Raw genomic sequence first — 19,531 nt, forward strand, 5'->3', positions numbered from 1 at the left:
TGCATCATGTGCGACCGGTGAATCTTCTGTGCGCCCCAGGTGATGCGACACTTTGTTCCGCCGCGGGCCGATGGGTTAGCCTGCGGCGGATTTATCTCTTCGCGCACATCCGTGAACTGCGAAAATGGACGCACAACCGGCGAGCACCGTCTCCTTTGGACGGCCCGGTTCCGAGCCCCCGCCAGGGGGGCTCCTGGGGAGCGGAACGAGGGTACGCATGACCAGCAACGCCACCGAGGCCGCCGAAGCACCGGGCGACCAGGAGCTGAGGCGCCTCCTGGCCGGGCTGACCGCCGTACGGGACGGAGACTTCGGCACCCGGCTGCCCGCCGACGGCGAAGGCCTGATGGGCGACATCGCGACCGTGTTCAACGGCATGGTCGACCAGCTCTCCGTCTTCACCTCCGAGGTCACCCGCGTGGCCCGCGAGGTCGGCACCGAGGGGACCCTCGGCGGCCAGGCCGAGGTGCCGGGGGTGTCGGGCACGTGGGCCGACCTCACGGACTCCGTGAACGCCATGGCGGGCAACCTGACGACCCAGGTCCGCGACATCGCCCAGGTGGCGACGGCGGTGGCCAAGGGCGATCTCTCGCAGAAGATCGACGTGCCCGCGCGCGGCGAGATCCTCGAACTCAAGAACACCATCAACACGATGGTCGACCAGCTCTCCGCCTTCGCCGACGAGGTCACCCGCGTCGCCCGCGAGGTCGGCACCGAAGGACGCCTCGGCGGCCAGGCGCAGGTGCCCGGCGTGGCCGGTGTCTGGCGCGATCTGACGGATTCGGTCAACTTCATGGCCGGAAACCTCACCGCCCAGGTGCGCAACATCGCCCAGGTGACCACCGCGGTGGCCAAGGGCGACCTGTCGAAGAAGATCGACGTCGACGCCCGCGGCGAGATCCTCGAACTCAAGAACACCATCAACACGATGGTCGACCAGCTCTCCGCCTTCGCCGACGAGGTCACCCGCGTCGCCCGCGAGGTCGGCACCGAAGGACGCCTCGGCGGCCAGGCGGACGTCAAGGGCGTCAAGGGCACCTGGCGGGACCTCACCGACTCGGTCAACTTCATGGCGGGCAACCTGACCGCCCAGGTGCGCAACATCGCCCAGGTGGCCACCGCGGTGGCCAAGGGCGACCTGTCGAAGAAGATCGACGTCGACGCCCGCGGCGAGATCCTCGAACTCAAGAACACCATCAACACGATGGTCGACCAGCTCTCCGCCTTCGCCGACGAGGTCACCCGCGTCGCCCGCGAGGTCGGCACCGCGGGCAACCTCGGTGGACAGGCCACGGTCCGGGGCGTCTCCGGCACCTGGAAGGACCTCACCGACAACGTCAACGTCATGGCGTCGAACCTGACGGGCCAGGTGCGTTCCATCGCACAGGTGGCCACGGCGGTGGCGCGCGGCGACCTGTCGCAGAAGATCACCGTGGAGGCCAAGGGCGAGGTCGCCGCGCTGGCCGACGTCATCAACACCATGGTGGACACGCTGTCGGCCTTCGCCGACGAGGTCACCCGCGTCGCCCGCGAGGTCGGCACCGAGGGACGCCTCGGCGGCCAGGCCCACGTGCCGAACGTGGCGGGCACCTGGAAGGACCTCACCGACAACGTCAACTCCATGGCCAACAACCTCACCGGCCAGGTGCGCAACATCGCGCTGGTGACGACGGCGGTGGCCAAGGGCGACCTGTCGAAGAAGATCGACGTCGACGCGCGCGGCGAGATCCTCGAGCTCAAGACGACCATCAACACGATGGTCGACCAGCTCTCCGCCTTCGCCGACGAGGTCACCCGCGTCGCCCGCGAGGTCGGCACCGAGGGGCGCCTCGGCGGCCAGGCCGAGGTGGAGGGTGTCTCCGGCACCTGGAAGCGCCTCACCGAGAACGTCAACGAGCTGGCCGGCAACCTCACCCGCCAGGTGCGGGCGATCGCCGAGGTGACGAGCGCCGTCGCCGAGGGCGACCTCACCCGCTCGATCACGGTCGAGGCCTCCGGCGAGGTCGCCGAGCTCAAGGACAACATCAACTCGATGGTGGGGTCCCTGCGCGAGACGACGCTCGCCAACCAGGAGCAGGACTGGCTCAAGACCAACCTCGCCCGGGTCTCCGGGCTCATGCAGGGGCACCGCGAGCTGCCCGTGGTGGCCGAACTGATCATGGACGAGCTGGTGCCGCTGGTCTCCGCCCAGTACGGCGCCTTCTACCTCGCCGAGGAGGGCGTCAAGGGGCCGGAGCTGCGGCTGGTGGGTGCCTACGGCTACCCCGACGACGACTCCCGCCCGACCCGGATCCCGTTCGGCCGCTCGCTCGTCGGCCAGGCCGCGCGCAGCCGTCGTACGATCATGGTCGACGACCTGCCCGCCGGGTACGTCGTCGTCTCCTCGGGGCTCGGCAGCGTGGAGCCCAGCGCGCTGGTGCTGCTGCCGATCCTGTTCGAGGGGCAGGTGCTCGGGGTCATCGAGCTGGCGTCGGTCACCGCGTTCAAGGAGATCCACCGGGACTTCCTGGAACAGCTCAGGGAGACCATCGGGGTCAACGTCAACACGATCGTGGCCAACGCCCGCACCGACGAGCTGCTCGGCGAGTCCCAGCGGCTGACGGCCGAACTCCAGACGCGGTCCGCGGAGCTGCAGTCCCAGCAGGAGGAGCTGCAGCGCTCCAACGCCGAGCTGGAGGAGAAGGCCTCGCTGCTCGTGGCGCAGAACCGGGACATCGAGGCGAAGAACCTCCAGATCGAGCAGGCGCGGCAGGAGCTGGAGGCGCGCGCCCAGCAGCTGTCGCTGGCGTCGAAGTACAAGTCCGAGTTCCTGGCCAACATGAGCCACGAGCTGCGTACGCCGCTCAACAGCCTCCTGATCCTCGCCCAGCTGCTCGCGCAGAACCCCTCCCGCAACCTGACGCCGAAGCAGGTGGAGTACGCGGGCATCATCCACTCCGCGGGCTCGGACCTGCTCCAGCTGATCAACGACATCCTGGACCTGTCGAAGGTCGAGGCGGGGAAGATGGACGTGTCCCCGGAGCGGGTGCCGCTGCGGCAGCTCATCGAGTACGTCGAGGCGACGTTCCGGCCGATGACGACGCAGAAGAGCCTCGACTTCTCGATCAGCACGGCCGCCGGCGCTCCCGCGGACCTGCTGACGGACGACTCCCGGCTGCGCCAGGTGCTGCGCAACCTGCTGTCCAACGCGGTGAAGTTCACCGAACAGGGCGGCGTGGAACTGCGTATCGAACCGGTGGCCGCGGAGGAGGTGCCGGCGGGCGTGGTCCGCGGCGGCACGGTGGTGGCCTTCCGGGTGAAGGACACCGGCATCGGCATCCCCGAGCAGCAGCTCGAGACCATCTTCGGGGCCTTCCAGCAGGCCGACGGCACCACGAGCCGCAAGTACGGCGGCACCGGCCTCGGACTGTCCATCACCCGGGAGATCGCCCACCTGCTCGGCGGTGCCGTGACGGTGGACAGCGCGCCCGGCAAGGGCAGCACGTTCACGCTGTATCTGCCGGTGGCCCGCGGGGACTTCGCGGAGGTGATCGCCGGCGGCCGGCCGGTGGAGCGCGACGGCGAGGAAGGGACCCCGGAGGACGCCGCGCACCCCCTGAGCCTGCCCGCGTCCTCGGGCACGGCCCGGCGTCCGCGCCGGCTGCTGGTGGTGGAGGAGCGGCCCCGCGGGCTGCTGACGCTGGTCGCCGAGAGCGTGGTGGCCGACGTCGCGGGCGGCCGGGAGGACGGCACTCCGGCGCCGCCGGTCGACGTCGTCACCGCGGTGGGGGCGCAGGAGGCGGCGGGGGCGCTGGCCGCCGAGCCGTGCCACTGCGTGGTGCTGGAACTGGGGATGCCCGACGCGGAGGCCTCGCGCTTCCTGGAGGCCCTGCAGGGCGACTCGGCGCTGACCAATGTGCCGGTGCTCGTGCACAGCGGTCACCGCGCGGACTTCGCCCAGGAGGAGGCGCTGCGGTCCTGGTCCGCGGGCCGGCCGCTGGAGTTCCTGTCGAGCCTGGACGAACTGCGCGAGCGCATCACGCTGCACCTGTCCGCGGAGGAGCCGGGCGACGTCCTCGCCCTGGTCCGCCAGGACGAGCCGCAGCCCGTGGCGCCGCAGCCCGTCGACGACGCCGTCGTGGGCCGGACGGTCCTCGTCGTCGACGACGACGCGCGCAACCTGTTCGCGCTCAGCGGGATCCTGGAGCTGCACGGCATCCGGGTGCTGCACGCGGAGAACGGGCGCGAGGGCATCGAGGCGCTGCGCGCCAACCCGGAGATCGCACTGGTGCTGATGGACGTGATGATGCCGGAGATGGACGGGTACACGGCCACGGCGGAGATCCGCACCATGCCGCAGTACGCCGACCTGCCCATCATCGCGGTGACCGCGAAGGCGATGCCGGGCGACCGGGAGAAGAGTCTCGCCTCGGGGGCCAGCGACTACGTCACCAAGCCCGTGGACACGCACGATCTCATGTCCTGCGTCCGCCGCTGGCTGACCGCCTGAGGGCGGTCAGCCCGTCCGAGCAGCAGGCGCACCGGCCGAGGAGTCATCGCACCGTGAACATGTCCGAAGAGCAGCCAGAACGGGCCGGGGGCCCGGCCGAGCCCGCCTCCTCCGCGACGCCCGCCGCCGGTGCGCGCGTCGCGCCGGGCCGCGGCCCGGCCGCGGCGCCCGGTGGGGCACCCGGCCTCGCCGGTGAGGTCCGCACCTACGAGGGCCCGGCGGTCGGGTCCCCCACAGCCGGGGACTCGACCGCCGAGGACCCGGCCACAGGGGACCCGGCCGCCGCGTCCCTGCCGGAGGTGGCCTCCGGCAGCGCGCGGGAGCCGGTCCCCGTGTCCGGCCGGGAGCGGGAGAAGGAGCCCTCCTCCGTCGGGCGGCTGGCGGCCACCGTGGAGCGGCTGCGCCGCGAGGTGCGGGCGGCGCAGGCCGAGGCCGAGGGCCGGGCGCTGGTCGAGCTGGCCAAGGGCATCCTCGTGGAGCGGCTCGGCTGCGGACCCGCGGAGGCGGCCCGGCAGCTCACCGAGCTGGCCGGGCAGGCGGGGACGACGCCCCTGGAGTTCGCCGTCGACGTCATCAACCAGGCCGCCCGGGACCGGGTCTCCGAGGTCACCGACGCCTTCCTGGCGGCCGTGACGGGGCACGTGGCGGCCGACGAGTCCGCGGCCGTGCGGCTGCGGGCGGCCGAGAGCGGGGCGCTGGCGGCCCACGACACGCAGGCCGTCGCCGATTCGCTGCTCCAGCACGCGCTGGGACCGCTGGGCGCGGTGGCGGTGGCGATCTGGGCGGCCGGCTCCGACGGCTCGCTGACCCTCGCCGGCAGCGCCGGTTTCACCCCCGTCGAGGCCGCCCGCTGGCACTACGTCCCGCCGGACGTCGCCACGGTGGCCCGGCTCGGCCTCACCGAGCACGCGGGCCAATGGATCGGCTCGCTCGCGCAGACCGGGCTGCCCACCATCGGCCGGCAGGCCCACCCGGAGGGCGGCCGGGTCGCCGTCCCCGCCGGGACCGGCGGCCGGATCCACGGTGTCCTGGAGATCGCCTGGCCGTCGTTCCTGGAGCAGCAGCCGCCGCAGGTGGTGCGCCAGGTGGAGGCGCTCGCCGAGTTGTGCGCGCACACGCTGCAGGCATACCCCCATGCCCAGGCCGTCGACCGGGAGCAGCGGATGCTGCCGGACGCCGCCGAGCTGATGGACCTCGCGGACGGCCTGCACGACCCGGCGCTGGTGCTCGTGCCGGTCGTCGACGCGGCGGGGCGGCTGGTGGACTTCCGCATCCAGCACGTCAACGACCACTTCCTCGACCCGGCGGGCCGGCCGCGGGCCGTCGTCAACGGCGCCCTGCTGCTGGAGGCCTACCCGATGGCGGCGGGCGACAGCGACCTCTTCCAGCGCATCGAGCGGGTCCACGCGACGGGCGAGCCGTTCCGGGCCCGCCGCATGAGCCTGACCGCGCTCGTCGACGAGGTGCCGCTGTCGGCGGTCGCGGACCTGAGCATCAGCCGGCACGGCACCTGCGTGCTGCTCATCTGGCGCATCGAGGACGAGACGGCACGGCTGGCGAGTCTGTTGCAGCACGCCCAGCGCCTCGGCCGGATCGGCGGCTTCGAGGAGAACGTCCTCACGGGCGAGACCACGTGGAACGGCCAGCTGTACGCGCTGTACGGGCGGGAACCGTCGAGTCCCCCGGTGCGGCTGGAGGAACTGGGGGCCTACGCCCACGCGGACGACGCGGTCCCCATCGGCCGCTTCCTGCGCACGCTGCTGCACCATCTGCGTCCGTCGTCCGCCGCCTTCCGGCTCCAGCGTCCGGACGGGGTGACCCGGCACGTGCGCGTCGTCGCCGAGCCGGTGCTGGACACCGACGGCCAGCTGGTGTCCGTACGCGGCGCGTACCAGGACATCTCCTCCCAGCACTGGACGGAGGTGGCGCTCGCCGCCACCCGCGACCAGCTCGTCCAGACCGAGCAGCAGGCCAGCGAGCGCAGCCGGCTGGCGCTCCAGCTCCAGAACGCGATCATGCCTCCCACGCGGGCGCCGCTGGACATGGCCGGCCTGCAGGTGGCGGTCCGCTACCGGCCGGCCGAGGAGGAGCACCTCGTGGGCGGCGACTGGTACGACGCCGTCGTGCTGCCGTCCCGGCTGGTGATGCTGTGCGTCGGCGACGTGGCCGGACACGGCATCGAGGCGGCGACCAGCATGGTCGTGCTGCGCAACGCGCTGCGCGGTCTCGCCGTGACCGGCGCGGGTCCGGGCCAGCTGCTGTCGTGGCTGAACATCGTCGCCCACCATCTGACGGGCGCGGTCACGGCGACGGCGGTGTGCGGGCTGTACGACCCGGTGCGGCGCACCCTGCGGTGGGCCAGGGCGGGCCATCTGCCGCCGGTGCTGGTGCGCGGCTCGGGCGCCGCCCCGCTGCCCCTGCTGAGCGGGATGCTGCTGGGCGCCGTGCCGGACACCTCGTACGAGGAGGCGGAGATCGAGCTGGCGGTCGACGACACGCTGCTGATGTACACCGACGGCCTCATAGAGCGGCGGGACCGTTCGGTGGAGGAGTCGCTGACGCAGCTGCTGAGCCAGGCGCGCTCGGCGCAGCCGTCGCTGGACCAGCAGCTGGACCGGCTGCTGACCCACAGCAGGTCCGACACGGACGACGACACCTGCATCGTGGGCATCAGGCTCGGTTAGGGCCCGCCGTTCGGATCACGCCGCGGACGTGAGGGGCCCGCACGCGCGTCCGCGGCGTCGTCGTCCGGTGCCGACGCTCCGCGTCGGCGCGACGGCGGTCCCCCGCACGAGCGCGGCCGGGCGACGGGCGACGCCCCGGCCGGGGGCGCCGCCCGGGTTGCCGCGCGAGCGTGACCGGGCGGGGGGAGCCGAGGGCCGACGGCGACGCCGCCGGGGCACCCCTCCGGAGGAGGGCGTGCCGGGCCCCGCTCGCCCGGACCGCGAGGCGCCGGACAGGTCCCGAGCGGTTCACCCGGCCGAGCAGGCATGGCGGTGCCGTTCGGGGGTATCCGCCGAGGCGCGGCGTGAGGCCGGGATCCGCGGGTGGTGGACGCGGTGCGCGGGCCGAGGGCCGGTGCACCACCGGTCCGCCGGGGTTCCGGCCGCGCGGCGCAGCCGTCCGCCGGTGCGCAGAGCCCGGACCGTAAGTCTTCGGAGGTACCCGTGTCCATCGCCCAGAACCCGCTGTCCGTCGAGGTCACCCTGCCCCGCGAGGACGTGGCCCTGGTCACGGTCGAGGGGTATCTGGACCTCGACACCGCGACCGAGTTCCAGGCCCATCTGGCGAACCAGCTCCATCACGGCAGGCGCCACTTCCTGCTGGACCTGTCGGAGGTGCCGTTCATGGACTCCTCCGGCATGAACATCATCCTGCGGGTGTACCAGGAGGCGCGGGAACTGCCCGGCAGCGTGCACGTGATCGATCCGACACCCGCCGTGCGCCGGGTCCTGGACCTGACCGGCGTCAGCATCACGGTCCCCATCTCCGACAAAGTGGACGACGCCCTGGCGCTCATCGACCGCATGCAGTCCTCTCCCGAGGCCCCGTAGAGCCGGGCCGGTCGTCGGCAGCGCCCCGCGGGGCGCGGCCAACGACCGGCGGACAGTTGTCATTTGACAACTATGTGCGGTGGGCAAGAGAGTGAGCGAGGCCGGCGGCGGGTGCCGCGGTGTCGCGGCGCGCGTCCGGCCGCCGCGGACGGACACCGTCCCGCCGGCCGTCCTGCGGTGTGCGACGGCAGGACGCAGAGAGGAGTGACGCAGTGCCGGAGCAAGAGGCGACCGCACCGCGGGGAACACCGACGGAGGAGGTCGGGGCCTTCCTGAGCCGCCGCCGGGAGCGGATCGCCCAGCGCTGGGCCGACGAACCCCTGTTCCGCGCCGTGTTCACCGTCTCGCGCGACGAGGCGGTGGAGGCGGGACGCGGCCTCGCCGACGCCCTGGCCCACGCCCTGCACGGGCTGGGCGCCGACATCGTGCGGGCGGCACCCGGCGGTGCGGGCCCGCGGTGAACGACGACCTCCCCCGCGTCGACGGGGCCCCCGTACCGGTGCTCAGGCCGGGCGACGTCCTGCTGCTCACCCTCCAGGGGGATCTCCACGACGGCACGGCGGAGCAGCTCCGGCAGGACACCGGGGAGCCGACCGCCCGCAGCAGGGTGGCCGGTGTGGTCATCGACATCTCCGGCGTCGAGGCCGTCGGCTCCTTCCCGGGGCGGGTGCCGGCCGAGATCGCGGCCGACGCGCGGTTGCCGGGCGCGCGGACCGTGGTGGCCGCGATGCGGCCCGCGGTCGCGTTCACGCCGGCGGGACCCGGGCTGACGCCGCCGGGCCCGCGCACCGCCCTGAGCACGGAGGCGGCCCTGGAGCTCCTCGGGCGGACGGACACCGCGGCGGCCGGCGGCCCGCGCCGGGAGTGTCGGTGAGCGGGACGGCCGCGGGCGTCGAGACCCGCCTGCCGATCCGCTCCGACAAGGACCTGGTGTGGGTACGGCAGCACGTGCGGCAGGCCGCCGCCGCACAGGGCTTCGGACTGGTGGAGCAGACCAAACTGGTCACGGCCGCCAGCGAGCTGGCCCGCAACACGCTGGTGTACGGCGGGGGCGGAGAGGTGCGGACCGTGCCGCTCGCCGACGGCCGGGCCACGGGGCTGCGGCTGGTGTTCTCCGACTCCGGCCCCGGCATCCCGGACGTGGAGCAGGCCCTGCGGGACGGCTACACCTCCGGCGGCGGGCTCGGCATGGGGCTCGGCGGCGCCCGGCGGCTGGTGCACGAGTTCGCCGTCGACAGCACCCCCGGTGCCGGTACGACGATCACCGTGGCCTCCTGGGCGGCCAGGACGCCCCGACCCCGTGAGGAGTTCTGATGCCCAGGGTGTGGGACGTGCCGGTGCACGACTCGACGCGTGTGCGCGACGCACGGGTGGCCGCCGAGGAGGCCGCGGTGCTCGTCGGCCTCGACGAGGACCGCACGGCGGCGGCCGCGCTGGTGGCCACGGAGCTGGCCACCAACCTGCTCAAGCACGCCCGCGGCGGCCGGCTGCTCGTCGACCTGGTCCCCCCGCCGGCCGGGCGGGGCGGGACCGTGGTGCAGATAGCCGCCGTGGACCACGGCCCGGGCATGGCCGACGTACCGGCCGCGTTCGGCGACGGGTTCTCCACGGCCGGCTCCCTGGGTGCCGGGCTGGGGACGTGCCGGCAGGTCTGCGACGGCTTCGACCTGCACAGCGTGCCGGGGCGCGGCACGGTCGCGCTGGCCCGGCTCGGCGCCGCCGCGCGGCCCGGTCCGGACGACCCGGCGCCGGCCCGGGCCGGCGGGGTGAACGTCCCCCTCGCCCGCGCCGAGTGGTCGGGGGACGCCTGGACCTGGGTGCGGGCCGGCGACCTGCTGACCCTGATGCTCGCCGACGGGCTGGGCCACGGCCCGCAGGCGGCCCGCGCCTCCACGGCGGCCGTGGACGAGCTGCACCGCTGCGCCCAGTTCCCGCCCGCCGAGATCATGCACCGGCTGGACGCCGCGCTGCGCGGCACGCGGGGCGCCGCCGTCGCGGTGGCGCAGCTCGACGCGCGGTCCGAGCTGCTGCGGTTCGCCGGGATCGGCAACGTGGGGGCGCGGCTGCGCGAGGGCGACTCCTGGCGCCATCTGCTCTCCCGGCCCGGCATCGTGGGCGTGCACCGCCCGACGAGGCTGCCGGAGACCGCGGCGCCCTGGGCGGCCGACCGGCTGCTGATCCTGCACAGCGACGGGCTGCCCAGCCGCTGGGCGCCGCCCGACGACCCCCGGCCGGCGACGGCCGACCCCGCGGTGACGGCCGCGGTGATCATCCGTGACACCAGCAGCTCCGCCCGCCCGGTACGTGACGACACCACCGTGGCCGTCCTGTCCCCGACCCCGCCGGACCACACATGACACGCACCTGGCAGATCACCACCGTCACCGACGCGGCGCGCGCCCGGATCGCCGCCGCGCGGCTGGCCGCGGCGTACGGCGTCGCCCCGCTGGAGCGGACCCGGCTGGCGGCCGCGCTCAGCGGGCGGCTGCGCCAGTGTCTGACCAAGGGCGGCAGCTGGCGGCTCCGCCTGGAGGCGGACGGGGACCTGCTGCGCGTCGAGGTCGCCCCGCTGCCCGCCGCCGCGGAGCCGCCGTGGTGCTTCAGCGTGCCCTGTCCCGAGCCGGCCGACCCCCCGGTGCCCGCCTGGCCGGCCGAGGACACCGGGGTGCTCGCGGAGGCCCTGCTGGGCGCCGACGAGGACACCGCCCTGGTGCTGGAGCGGCTCGCCGGGCAGGAGGAGCTGGTCGCCTTCCACCGGGAAGAGCTGCACCAGACCAACCAGGGCGTCCTGGCGCTGCACGCCGAGCTGGACGCGGCCGGGCGGGCCCAGCGCGAGGCGTTCGCCGCCGAACGCGCGGCCCGCCAGGAGGCGGAGCGCGCCCGGCGCCGGCTGACGTTCCTCGCGGACTCCAGCGCGGTGCTGACGGCGTCCCTCAACCACGAGGAGATCGTGCGCCGGCTGCCCGAGCTGCTGGTGCCCGAATACGCGCGCACGGCCGACGTCTGGCTCTTCGACGCCGAGGACGACCGGCAGCCCCCCGCCCCGCAGCCCGCGGCCGCGGTGGTCGCCGCCCGGACCGGCCGCCCCCAGTACGCCGCCGCGCACCCCGGCGGACTGCCCGGCGTCGACGACCAGCCGCCGTCGGCGCTGCGCCCCGACCGGCCGCTGCTGTGCGTCCCGCTGCCGACCCGCGGCGCCCCCCTGGGCGTGCTGACCCTGACGCCGCCGGGCGAGCGCTGGGACCCCGACGACGCCGTGATGCTGGTCGAACTGACCAGACGGGCCAGCATCGCCCTGGACAACGCCCGCCGCTTCGAGCACAACCGGGACATCGCCGAGACCCTCCAGCGGGCCCTGCTCACCGATCTGCCGGCCACTCCCGGCCTGCGCCTGGCGGCCCGCTACCTGCCGGCGACGTACGGGCTGAACATCGGCGGCGACTGGTACGACGCGTTCCGGCAGCCCGACGGCAGCCTCATCACCGTCATCGGCGACGTCACCGGACACGGGCTGCACGCGGCCGTGATGATGAGCCAGCTGCGCACCGCGCTGCGCGCCTACGCCGTCGACGGCGGCAGTCCCGGTGTGCTGCTGACCCGGCTGCACACCTTCCTGCACCACCTCCAGCCCGACCTGTACGCCACCGCCGTCATCGCCCGTTTCCAGCCCGAGGAGCAGGTGCTGACGTGGGCGGCCGCGGGGCACCCGCCCCCCGTGCTGCGCGGCCCGGACGGACGGGTGCGCACGCTGGACGCCAAACCGGGGGCGATGCTGGGCATCCCGCTGCACCAGGAGATCGCCGACCACACGGTGCCGCTGGTGCCCGGCTCGACGCTGGCCCTCTACACCGACGGGCTGGTGGAGCGGCGCGCGCAGGGCATAGACCCGGGCATAGAACGGCTCGCGGCAGCCCTCGGCTCCTTCCGCACCGGCGCGCTGGACGCGGACCTCGACGGCGCGGCCGACCGCATCCTGGGGCCGATGCTGAGCGACTCCGAGCGGGACGACGACGTGTGTCTGCTGCTGTGCCACTTCGACGGCGCGGACGGCGAGGCGGTGCGGGCGGGCTGACGGCGGCGACTCCCCCGCCCGACGGTCACCGCCACCGGCCCCCCCGGTCCCCCCGGTCACCGTCGGGCGGGGGCGGCGGCGGGCCGCGGAAGCCGGAGGGGCCCCGCTCCGGGGCGGTGGGCCGGGCGGTGTCACGGTGTCGGGCACCGCCGCCGGACGGCTCGTCCGCCGGCCGTCGCCGGGACCCTCCGCGCACCGCGCACCCCGCGTCCCCGCCCTCCGGCAGCCGCCCTCCCCGTGCGCGCCGGCCCGCCCGAAGGCCCGGGGCGTACCGGGTCGTCGTACGGGTACCACGGGGCCCCGGGGCAGGCGTTCGTCTGCATGCTCCGTCCGGCTGGCGCGACCGCTCCGGTCGCGGTGGGATCGGCGGTGTGCGAAAAGGCCGTCCGGTGGGCACCCGCACAACGTCGAGGCAGACCGCCTGGAGCCGCAGAAAGGGATGGACATCGTGACACGACCCAGGATCCTGGTGGTGGGCGCGGGCTTCGCGGGAGTGGGGTGCGTTCGGCGTCTGGAACGCAGACTCGCCGCCGCGGAGGCCGACGTCACCCTGGTGACGCCGTTCGCCTACCAGCTCTATCTGCCGCTGCTGCCGCAGGTCGCCTCCGGGGTGCTGACCCCGCAGTCGATCGCGCTGTCGCTGCGCCGCAGCGAGAAGTACCGCACCCGGATCATCCCGGGCGGAGCCGTCGGCGTGGACCTGCGGTCGAAGGTCTGCGTCATCCGGACCATCACCGACGAGATCGTCAACGAGCCCTACGACCACATCGTGCTCGCGCCCGGCAGCGTCACCCGCACCTTCGACATCCCGGGGCTGACCGACCACGCCTTCGGCCTGAAGACGCTCGCGGAGGCCGCCTACCTGCGCGACCACGTCATCAGCCAGCTCGACCTCGCCGATGCCAGCAACGACCCCGCCGAGCGGGCCGCGCGACTCCAGTTCGTGGTGGTCGGCGGCGGCTACGCCGGCACCGAGACCGCCGCCTGCCTCCAGCTGCTCACCCACAACGCGGTCAAGCGCTACCCCCGGCTGGACCCGAGCCTGATCAAGTGGCACCTGATCGACATCGCGCCCAAGCTGATGCCGGAACTCGGCGACAAGCTCGGCCGCAGTGCGCAGGAGGTGCTGCGCAGGCGGGGCATCGAGGTGTCGCTGGGGGTGTCCATCGCCAAGGCCGGGCCCGAGGAGGTCACCTTCACCGACGGCCGCGTGGTGCCGACCCGCACGCTGATCTGGACCGCCGGTGTCGTGGCGAGCCCGCTGATCGCCACGCTCGGCGCGGAGACGGTCCGCGGACGGCTCGCGGTCACCTCGCGCATGGACCTGCCCGGCCACGACGGGGTGTTCGCGCTCGGCGACGCCGCGGCCGTGCCCGACGACACCAAGGGCGAGGCGGGCGCCGTCTGCCCGCCGACCGCCCAGCACGCGATGCGGCAGGCCAAGGTCGCCGCCGACAACGTCATCGCGCGGCTGCGCGGCCAGGCGATGCGGCCGTACGCGCACAAGGACCTCGGGCTGGTGGTCGATCTCGGCGGCACCGACGCCGTGTCCAAGCCCCTCGGCGTCGAGCTGCACGGGCTGCCCGCGCAGGTGGTGGCCCGCGGGTACCACTGGGGGGCGCTGCGCACCGGAGTGGCCAAGGCGCGCGTCCTGACGAACTGGACGCTGAACGCCGTGGCGGGCGACGATTTCGTCCGCACCGGCTTCCAGGCCCGGCGGCCCGCGAAGCTGAAGGACTTCGAGTACACCGACACCTACCTGACGCCCGAGCAGGTACGGGCCCAGGTGGAGGGCGGGCGCCCCGGGGCCGGCTGAGGCGGGCGGGAGAGCACGGCGGGGCCGGTCGAGACGGGCGGGAGAGTACGGCGGCGTGAAGGCGGCGGCACCGGCGTGGGCGGCGGGGGTGCGGGACCGGGTGCTGGCATCCGATCCCGGGCTGCTGCGGCTCGCGGCCGGCCTGCGGACGGTCGGCGCGATCGCCCTCACGCTGGCCGTGCTCTCCCTGCTGGACGCGGACGTGACGCATCTGGTCGCGGGGGCCGTCGCGTCGATGGTCGCCACGTTCGCCGTCCGGGAGAAGCAGCGGGGCCCGCAGGCGGTGACCCTGGCCCTGGGGCTGCCGGTCGCGCTGGCCTCGGTGTCCCTGGCGGCGCTGCTGAGTGCGCGCGTGGTGGCCGGGGACGTCTTCTTCGTCGTGCTCATCTTCTGCGCGGTGTACGGACGCCGGTTCGGCGACCGGGGCACCGCGCTCGGGCTGATCGGCTTCCAGGTCTACTTCATGTCCCTGTTCGTGGGCGCCGCACCGTCCCTGTTGCCGGGACTGTGGGGGGTCCTCGTCCTCGCCTTCGCGGGCAGCGCGCTGGCCCGGTTCGCGCTGGTGCCGCAGACACCGGCGGGGATCCTGCTGCGGCTGCGGCACGCCTTCCGGGCGCGGCTCGCGCAGTTGCTCGACGCCCAGCTGGACCTCCTCGACGCCGGCCCGGACGACGTGGAGAAGGCGCTGGCGCGCGTGCGCACGGGCACCGCCCGGCTGCACGAGACGGCGATGATGATCCAGGGCCGGCTGGAGGAGGGCACGCCCGACGAGGCGACGGCCCGGCTGGTGCAGCGCCGGATCGCCGACGCGGAGATCGCCGCCGAGCGGCTCGGGCTGCTCCTGCTGACGGCGCGCGGCTCCGAGCGCGCGGACACGCTGACCCTGCATCTGCCGGGCGCGCTCCTCCCCGCGAGCGGGCGGCTGCCGATGCCGGAGGAGGAGGCCACGGACGTGCTCCGCCGCGATCTGCGGGCCCTGGGCCTGCTGGTACGGCGTCCCGTCACCGACGGCACCGGGCTCGCGCAGGTCCGCAACCGCCTGCTGGGCTACCGCGACGAGGAGCACCTGCCGCCCGCCCCACCGGCCGTGCGGGACGTCTTCCGGGGCGTCGGCGAGAGCGCCCGCGCGGTGCTGGGGCTGCGTCTCGCGCTCGACGGGCCGCAGGACGAGTCCGACGACAGCCCCGAGACGGCCCGCTCGCGGGAGGAGCTGGACGCGGAGGACGCGGCGATCGGCGGGGAGGGCGCGGAGAAGCCCACGGGGCTGCGGCGGCCCACCACCCGCGCGGCCGTCCAGGTGGCCGTCGGCTCGGCGCTGGCCATCGTCGGCGGCGAGCTGCTGTCCGCCCACCGCTGGTACTGGGCGGTCCTGACCTGCTGGATCGTCTTCATCAACACCGCGTCCACCGGGGAGATCCTGGTCAAGGGGTACCGGCGGCTGCTCGGCACCGTCCTCGGCGTGGTCGCGGGCATCGGCCTGGCGGGGCTGGTCGGCCACCACACGGGGACGGCGTTCGCGGTGGTGCTGCTGTGCGTGTTCGCGATGTTCTACACGGCTCCCCTGTCGTACACCCTGATGTCGTTCTTCGTCACCGCGGCGCTGGGCGTGCTGTACACGCTGCTGCACACTTACAGTCCGGACGTGCTGGTCCTGCGCGTGGAGGAGACGGCGCTGGGGGTGGTCAGCGGGGTGGTCGCGGCGGCGCTGGTGCTGCCCGTGCGCACGGACCGGCGGACGGACGAGCTGCTCACCACCGTCCTGGACCGGCTGGCCGACGTCACCGGGGCCGCCGTGGAGCAGCTCAGCGGCGGAGCGCCGACCGAGCTGCTGGACCGGGCCCGGGAACTGGACCAGGCCCTGTCGGACCTGCGCTCCGCGACGCAGCCGCTGACCCATCCGGTCACCCCGCTGCGGGCCCGGCGGGACACCGCCCAGTACGTCGTGGCCCTGCTGGAGACCTGCGCCTACCACGCCCGGTCGCTCGCGGCGACGGCCGAACTGCTGCCCGCACACCCCTCGATCGCGGCGGACCCCCGGCTGCGCGGCGCCGGCCGGCGCATCCTGGGCAACATCGACGCCATCGCCGCACGCGTCGCCGACGACCGCAGCACGGCCGAGGTCGGCACCGGCCCCAGCGTGGCCTCCCTCCTCGCCCCGGGCTCCTACGGCACCCCCCGCTACGGCCGCGTCACCGACCGCGTCCTGCGCCACCTGCAACGCCTGGACGAAGCGGTGACGGGCCTGGCCCGGCCGCTGGGGGTTCCGGTCGCGTCACCGGGGACGTGAGGGCGTGCCCGCGCCCCTCGTCCGGAGCCGAGGCTCGGTCCCCGGCTCCGGACGAGGGGCGCGGGGCGGGGGCACGGGGCACGGGGCACGGGCCCGGCGGGAGGTGGTGGCCCGGGCGAGGCGGCCGGGGCCGGTCAGGGGGAGCTCCCCGGGGCCGGCCGGCGGCGGGCTCTCGAGGAGCGGTCCGCCGCCTGCCCGTGCCGCCCCGCGTCGCCCGTGCCCGCCGGGCCGGGCGGGGCGGTCGCACCGGCCGGCCGGGCCGGACGTCGTACGAGCCGCGGCGGCGGCTCCCTCTCCCCCGCACTCCCCCGCACAGGACGCGGGCGCCCGTCCCGGCGCCGGTCGGCGTCGGGGCGGGCGCCCGGAGGGGGCCGCCGGAGAGGCGGGTCAGAAGTCCGTCGGCAGGCCGCTCGCGGCCGCGATGCCCCGGAGTTCTTCGGTGTCGTTCTGGCGCTGCTGGATGCAGCCGGCGATCTCGGCCAGGCGGCCCGGGTCGGAGGCGGTCTCGGCATCGGTGACCACGCGGACCGGGCCGGTTCCGTCGACCTGGATCTCGACGAGCTGGTTGTCCAGCCGGCCGGTGACGGCCGTGGCGATGACCAGGGCGGCCTCGTCCCGGATCTCCTGGGGCAGCTCCTCGGTCTCCCGCGGGTCGAGTGCGAAGTCGACGGTCTCGGCGGATTGTTCGTCCAGGGCGCGCAGGGCGGGTGAGACGACCTTGAGCAGCATCGCGAAGTCCTCGCTGTCCATGCGGACGCGCAGGAGGTCGAGGTACATGTCCACGGGCCGTCCGTCCGGCGGGAACTCGGATTCGTTCATGCCCTCCGGGTTCCCGCCGACGGCATGTTCAGACCTTCCGCCAGCGGGCCATCGCGAAGGAGAACAGACCGAACAGCACCAGACCGGCCGCCACGCAGGCCAGCAGCCACGGCCCGGCGGGCGTGTCGGCGAAGGAGCGCAGGGTGTCGTCGAGCCCCTTGGCCTCGTCGGGCCGGTACTCGACGGCGGCCCGGACGGCGAAGACGCCGGCCACCGCGAAGACCAGGCCGCGCGCCGCGCCGCCGCCCACCCCGGTGACGTCCACGAGGCGGCGTGTGCGCGCGGACATCTCGCCGAGCCGCAGGTGCTTGTGGTACTTGCGCATCACGGCACGGACGCCGATCCAGAGGCCGGCGACGACGATCCCGACACCGGCCGCGCCGACGATCCACCGGCCTCCGGAGAGTTCGAGCACCCGGGCGGTGACGTCGCGCGACTGCTCGTCGCTCGATCCGCCCCCGTCGCCCGATCCAGCGGCGAAGGCGAGCACGGAGTAGGCGACGAAGGAGTAGAAGACGCAGCGGGCCAGCGACAGCAGGCGCTTCTTCGCCTTGCGGCCGTCCGGTCCGGCCGCGCCGAAGGCCGCCTCGGACAGCCGCCACAGCGCCATGCCGGCCAGCCCGATCCCGAGGGCCCACAGCAGGACGGAGCCGAAGGGCCGGCCGGCGATCTCGGCGAGGGCGCCCTGCCGGTCGGCCTGCTTGTTCTTGTTCTCGCCGAAGGCGATCTGGAGGGCCAGCGCCCCGACGAGCAGGTAGATCACTCCGCGTGCGGCCAGTCCGGCTCTCGCGGCCCCCCGCGTGACCGAACCCCGCGCGGCGCGTTCGGCCTCCATACGGCCGTTGCGCGCCAGGGCACTCGCGTTCATGTCAACCTCCTGGAAGAGTCCCGGACACCCGGATGCCCCGGCTTCGGCACCGCATACCCGGGCCTTCGCGCGGGTCGCGCACGGGCCCCGCACACAGATCGCCCGCGGACCGCGTCCGCGGGCGCCGTCCCCTCGGGCGCCGTGCGCACGGGCGGTGCGCACGGGCGGGCACACCGACGCCCCGCCGCGGGAGGTCCGTGGCGGGGCGTCGGTGTGGCGGCCGGTCAGGCGTACACGTGCGGCCCGTCGTCGGTGCTGCGGCCGGCGGTGACGTCGGTGTCGGTGGCCGCGACGAGCCAGCCCCGGGCCACTTCCAGGGCCCGGGCGACCTCGCGGGTCCCGGTGGAGACGCACAGGGTGTAGGCGAGGTCCTGCGCCCGCGTGTCGGCCTCGGCGGATCCGGTCGCCGCGGCGGCCTCGTACTCGGCGACGAGGGTGCGCAGGACGGCGGGGTGGGGCATCAGCATCAAGACTGCTCCTGGTCCGGAACGGATGGGATACGGGGGGGGACGGGGAAGGGAGGCGTACGGTCCCCGGGCGGGCTCAGCGGCGGTCGCCCGGCCGCCCCAGGGCTTCCTGGCGCACCTGGGCGCAGCTGCGGCTAATGAGCCGCGAGACGTGCATCTGGGAGATGCCGAGCCGGTCGGCGATGCGGCTCTGGGTCATGTCCTCGAAGAAGCGCATGTAGAGGATGGCCCGTTCGCGTTCCGGCAGCCGGCGCAGGCTCTCCTTGGCGGACTCGCGGTCGACCACGATGTCGTAGGAGGTGTCGGGTCCGCCGAGGGTGTCCACGAGGCTGTAGCCGTCGTCCCCGGCGGGGAGCTCGGCGTCCAGCGACAGGGTGCTGAAGCTCTCCAGGGCTTCGAGGCCCGCGGCGACCTCCTCCTCGGTGAGGCCGGTGTGGGCGGCGAGGTCGGCGGTCGAGGGCTCGGGGGCGCCGGGCGTCTGGGCCAGTTCGCGACGGGCGACGCGCACCTTGTTGCGCAGCTCCTGCACCCGGCGGGGGACCCGCAGGGCCCACATCCGGTCCCGGAAGTGCCGCTTGATCTCCCCGGTGATGGTGGGGACGGCGTAGCTCTCGAAGGCCCCGCGTTCCGGGTCGAAGCGGTCGACGGCCTTCACCAGGCCGAGTGCGGCCACCTGCCGGAGGTCCTCGACGGACTCGCCGCGGTCGCGGAAGCGGCCGGCGATCCGGTGGGCCATGGGCAGCCAGGCGGTGACGATCCGGTCGCGGACGGCGTCCCGCTCGGGACCCTCCTCCATCGTGGTCAGCCGGACGAAGAGGGCGGTGGTGTCGGGAGCGTCGTCGTGGCTCCGACGGGAGTGGGCGGTGGAGTTCGGGGCTGATGCGGCGGGACGGCTTGTCGCCATGTCGATGAGCATGCGGAATCGCTCCTGAACGGTGGAGTCAGGGGGGATGACCACGGAGGGGTCCGCTGCCGTCCGGGGCGCCAGGGACGCCCCGGAGCGGTCGTACCGCTCCTGTGGGCGCGCCTCCGGTCCGAAGCACGAACCTCCGTCTGCCCGGGGTCCGGAGGAACAAACTCCGGTGGTGGGAAACCCGTCCGGGCGGCCGGCGCGACCGGCCCGGACGGCCGGGACGCGGGCCCCGACGACGGTCGGGGC

General features: G+C 74.6%; 13 protein-coding genes and 1 pseudogene. 10 read left to right on the forward strand and 4 right to left on the reverse strand.

Annotated elements, in window-relative coordinates; genetic code table 11:
* Nucleotides 1–217 precede the first annotated feature (217 nt).
* From ACZ5FU_RS20440 to ACZ5FU_RS20485, 10 genes and pseudogenes are all read left to right on the forward strand, one after another.
* Nucleotides 218–4,489 (forward strand): hybrid sensor histidine kinase/response regulator, encoded by a 4,272-nt coding sequence (locus ACZ5FU_RS20440; protein WP_451530808.1) that lies wholly within the window; start codon nt 218–220, stop codon nt 4,487–4,489.
* A 59-nt stretch (nt 4,490–4,548) separates the two neighbouring features.
* On the forward strand, nt 4,549–7,173 hold the full coding sequence (locus ACZ5FU_RS20445) for a PP2C family protein-serine/threonine phosphatase (protein ID WP_468836546.1): 2,625 nt from the start codon (nt 4,549–4,551) through the stop codon (nt 7,171–7,173).
* A 483-nt stretch (nt 7,174–7,656) separates the two neighbouring features.
* The gene (locus ACZ5FU_RS20450; protein WP_451530807.1) at nt 7,657–8,043 is read left to right on the forward strand and encodes an STAS domain-containing protein; all 387 of its coding nucleotides are present in this window, start codon (nt 7,657–7,659) and stop codon (nt 8,041–8,043) included.
* Nucleotides 8,044–8,255: 212 nt separating this feature from the next.
* Nucleotides 8,256–8,438 (forward strand): annotated as a pseudogene (locus ACZ5FU_RS20455) (hypothetical protein); the annotation flags it as partial.
* A gap of 62 nt (nt 8,439–8,500) precedes the next feature.
* Nucleotides 8,501–8,917, forward strand: coding sequence for an STAS domain-containing protein (locus ACZ5FU_RS20460; RefSeq protein ID WP_451530806.1), 417 nt, complete (start codon nt 8,501–8,503; stop codon nt 8,915–8,917).
* Nucleotides 8,914–9,357, forward strand: coding sequence for an anti-sigma regulatory factor (locus ACZ5FU_RS20465; RefSeq protein ID WP_451530805.1), 444 nt, complete (start codon nt 8,914–8,916; stop codon nt 9,355–9,357). Before ACZ5FU_RS20460 ends, ACZ5FU_RS20465 begins: the two co-directional genes overlap by 4 nt.
* Complete coding sequence (locus ACZ5FU_RS20470; RefSeq protein ID WP_468836499.1) at nt 9,357–10,400, forward strand: SpoIIE family protein phosphatase; 1,044 nt, start codon at nt 9,357–9,359, stop codon at nt 10,398–10,400. The genes ACZ5FU_RS20465 and ACZ5FU_RS20470 overlap by 1 nt, the downstream gene beginning before the upstream one ends.
* Nucleotides 10,397–12,115, forward strand: a complete 1,719-nt coding sequence (locus tag ACZ5FU_RS20475) for a PP2C family protein-serine/threonine phosphatase (RefSeq protein ID WP_468836497.1) — start codon at nt 10,397–10,399, stop codon at nt 12,113–12,115. Before ACZ5FU_RS20470 ends, ACZ5FU_RS20475 begins: the two co-directional genes overlap by 4 nt.
* 439 nt (nt 12,116–12,554) lie before the next feature.
* On the forward strand, nt 12,555–13,931 hold the full coding sequence (locus ACZ5FU_RS20480; protein ID WP_451530802.1) for an NAD(P)/FAD-dependent oxidoreductase: 1,377 nt from the start codon (nt 12,555–12,557) through the stop codon (nt 13,929–13,931).
* Nucleotides 13,932–13,986: 55 nt separating this feature from the next.
* A complete protein-coding gene (locus ACZ5FU_RS20485; protein ID WP_468836493.1) occupies nt 13,987–16,218 on the forward strand; it encodes an FUSC family protein in 2,232 nt (743 codons plus the stop codon).
* A gap of 387 nt (nt 16,219–16,605) precedes the next feature.
* Here ACZ5FU_RS20485 and ACZ5FU_RS20490 read toward each other — a convergent pair whose 3' ends face one another.
* The 4 genes from ACZ5FU_RS20490 to ACZ5FU_RS20505 form a co-directional block, all read right to left on the reverse strand.
* Entirely contained in the window at nt 16,606–17,037 is a 432-nt protein-coding gene (locus ACZ5FU_RS20490; RefSeq protein WP_451530800.1) for a hypothetical protein, read from the reverse strand.
* A gap of 28 nt (nt 17,038–17,065) precedes the next feature.
* Complete coding sequence (locus ACZ5FU_RS20495; protein WP_451530799.1) at nt 17,066–17,905, reverse strand: DUF1206 domain-containing protein; 840 nt, start codon at nt 17,903–17,905, stop codon at nt 17,066–17,068.
* Between the two features lie 224 nt (nt 17,906–18,129).
* Nucleotides 18,130–18,372 (reverse strand): DUF5133 domain-containing protein, encoded by a 243-nt coding sequence (locus ACZ5FU_RS20500; protein WP_451530798.1) that lies wholly within the window; start codon nt 18,370–18,372, stop codon nt 18,130–18,132.
* A gap of 76 nt (nt 18,373–18,448) precedes the next feature.
* A complete protein-coding gene (locus ACZ5FU_RS20505) occupies nt 18,449–19,288 on the reverse strand; it encodes a SigB/SigF/SigG family RNA polymerase sigma factor (protein ID WP_468646764.1) in 840 nt (279 codons plus the stop codon).
* Nucleotides 19,289–19,531 lie beyond the last annotated feature (243 nt).

The sequence above is a fragment of the Streptomyces sp. NPDC031554 genome (assembly GCF_055580685.1).

Coding starts and splice junctions, on each gene's coding strand:
- ACZ5FU_RS20440 (WP_451530808.1), top strand. CDS start 218: ATGACCAGCAACGCCACCGAGGCCGCCGAAGCACCGGGCGACCAGGAG.
- ACZ5FU_RS20445 (WP_468836546.1), top strand. CDS start 4,549: ATGTCCGAAGAGCAGCCAGAACGGGCCGGGGGCCCGGCCGAGCCCGCC.
- ACZ5FU_RS20470 (WP_468836499.1), top strand. CDS start 9,357: ATGCCCAGGGTGTGGGACGTGCCGGTGCACGACTCGACGCGTGTGCGC.
- ACZ5FU_RS20475 (WP_468836497.1), top strand. CDS start 10,397: ATGACACGCACCTGGCAGATCACCACCGTCACCGACGCGGCGCGCGCC.
- ACZ5FU_RS20480 (WP_451530802.1), top strand. CDS start 12,555: ATGGACATCGTGACACGACCCAGGATCCTGGTGGTGGGCGCGGGCTTC.
- ACZ5FU_RS20490 (WP_451530800.1), bottom strand. CDS start 17,037: ATGAACGAATCCGAGTTCCCGCCGGACGGACGGCCCGTGGACATGTAC.
- ACZ5FU_RS20495 (WP_451530799.1), bottom strand. CDS start 17,905: ATGAACGCGAGTGCCCTGGCGCGCAACGGCCGTATGGAGGCCGAACGC.
- ACZ5FU_RS20500 (WP_451530798.1), bottom strand. CDS start 18,372: ATGCTGATGCCCCACCCCGCCGTCCTGCGCACCCTCGTCGCCGAGTAC.
- ACZ5FU_RS20505 (WP_468646764.1), bottom strand. CDS start 19,288: ATGCTCATCGACATGGCGACAAGCCGTCCCGCCGCATCAGCCCCGAAC.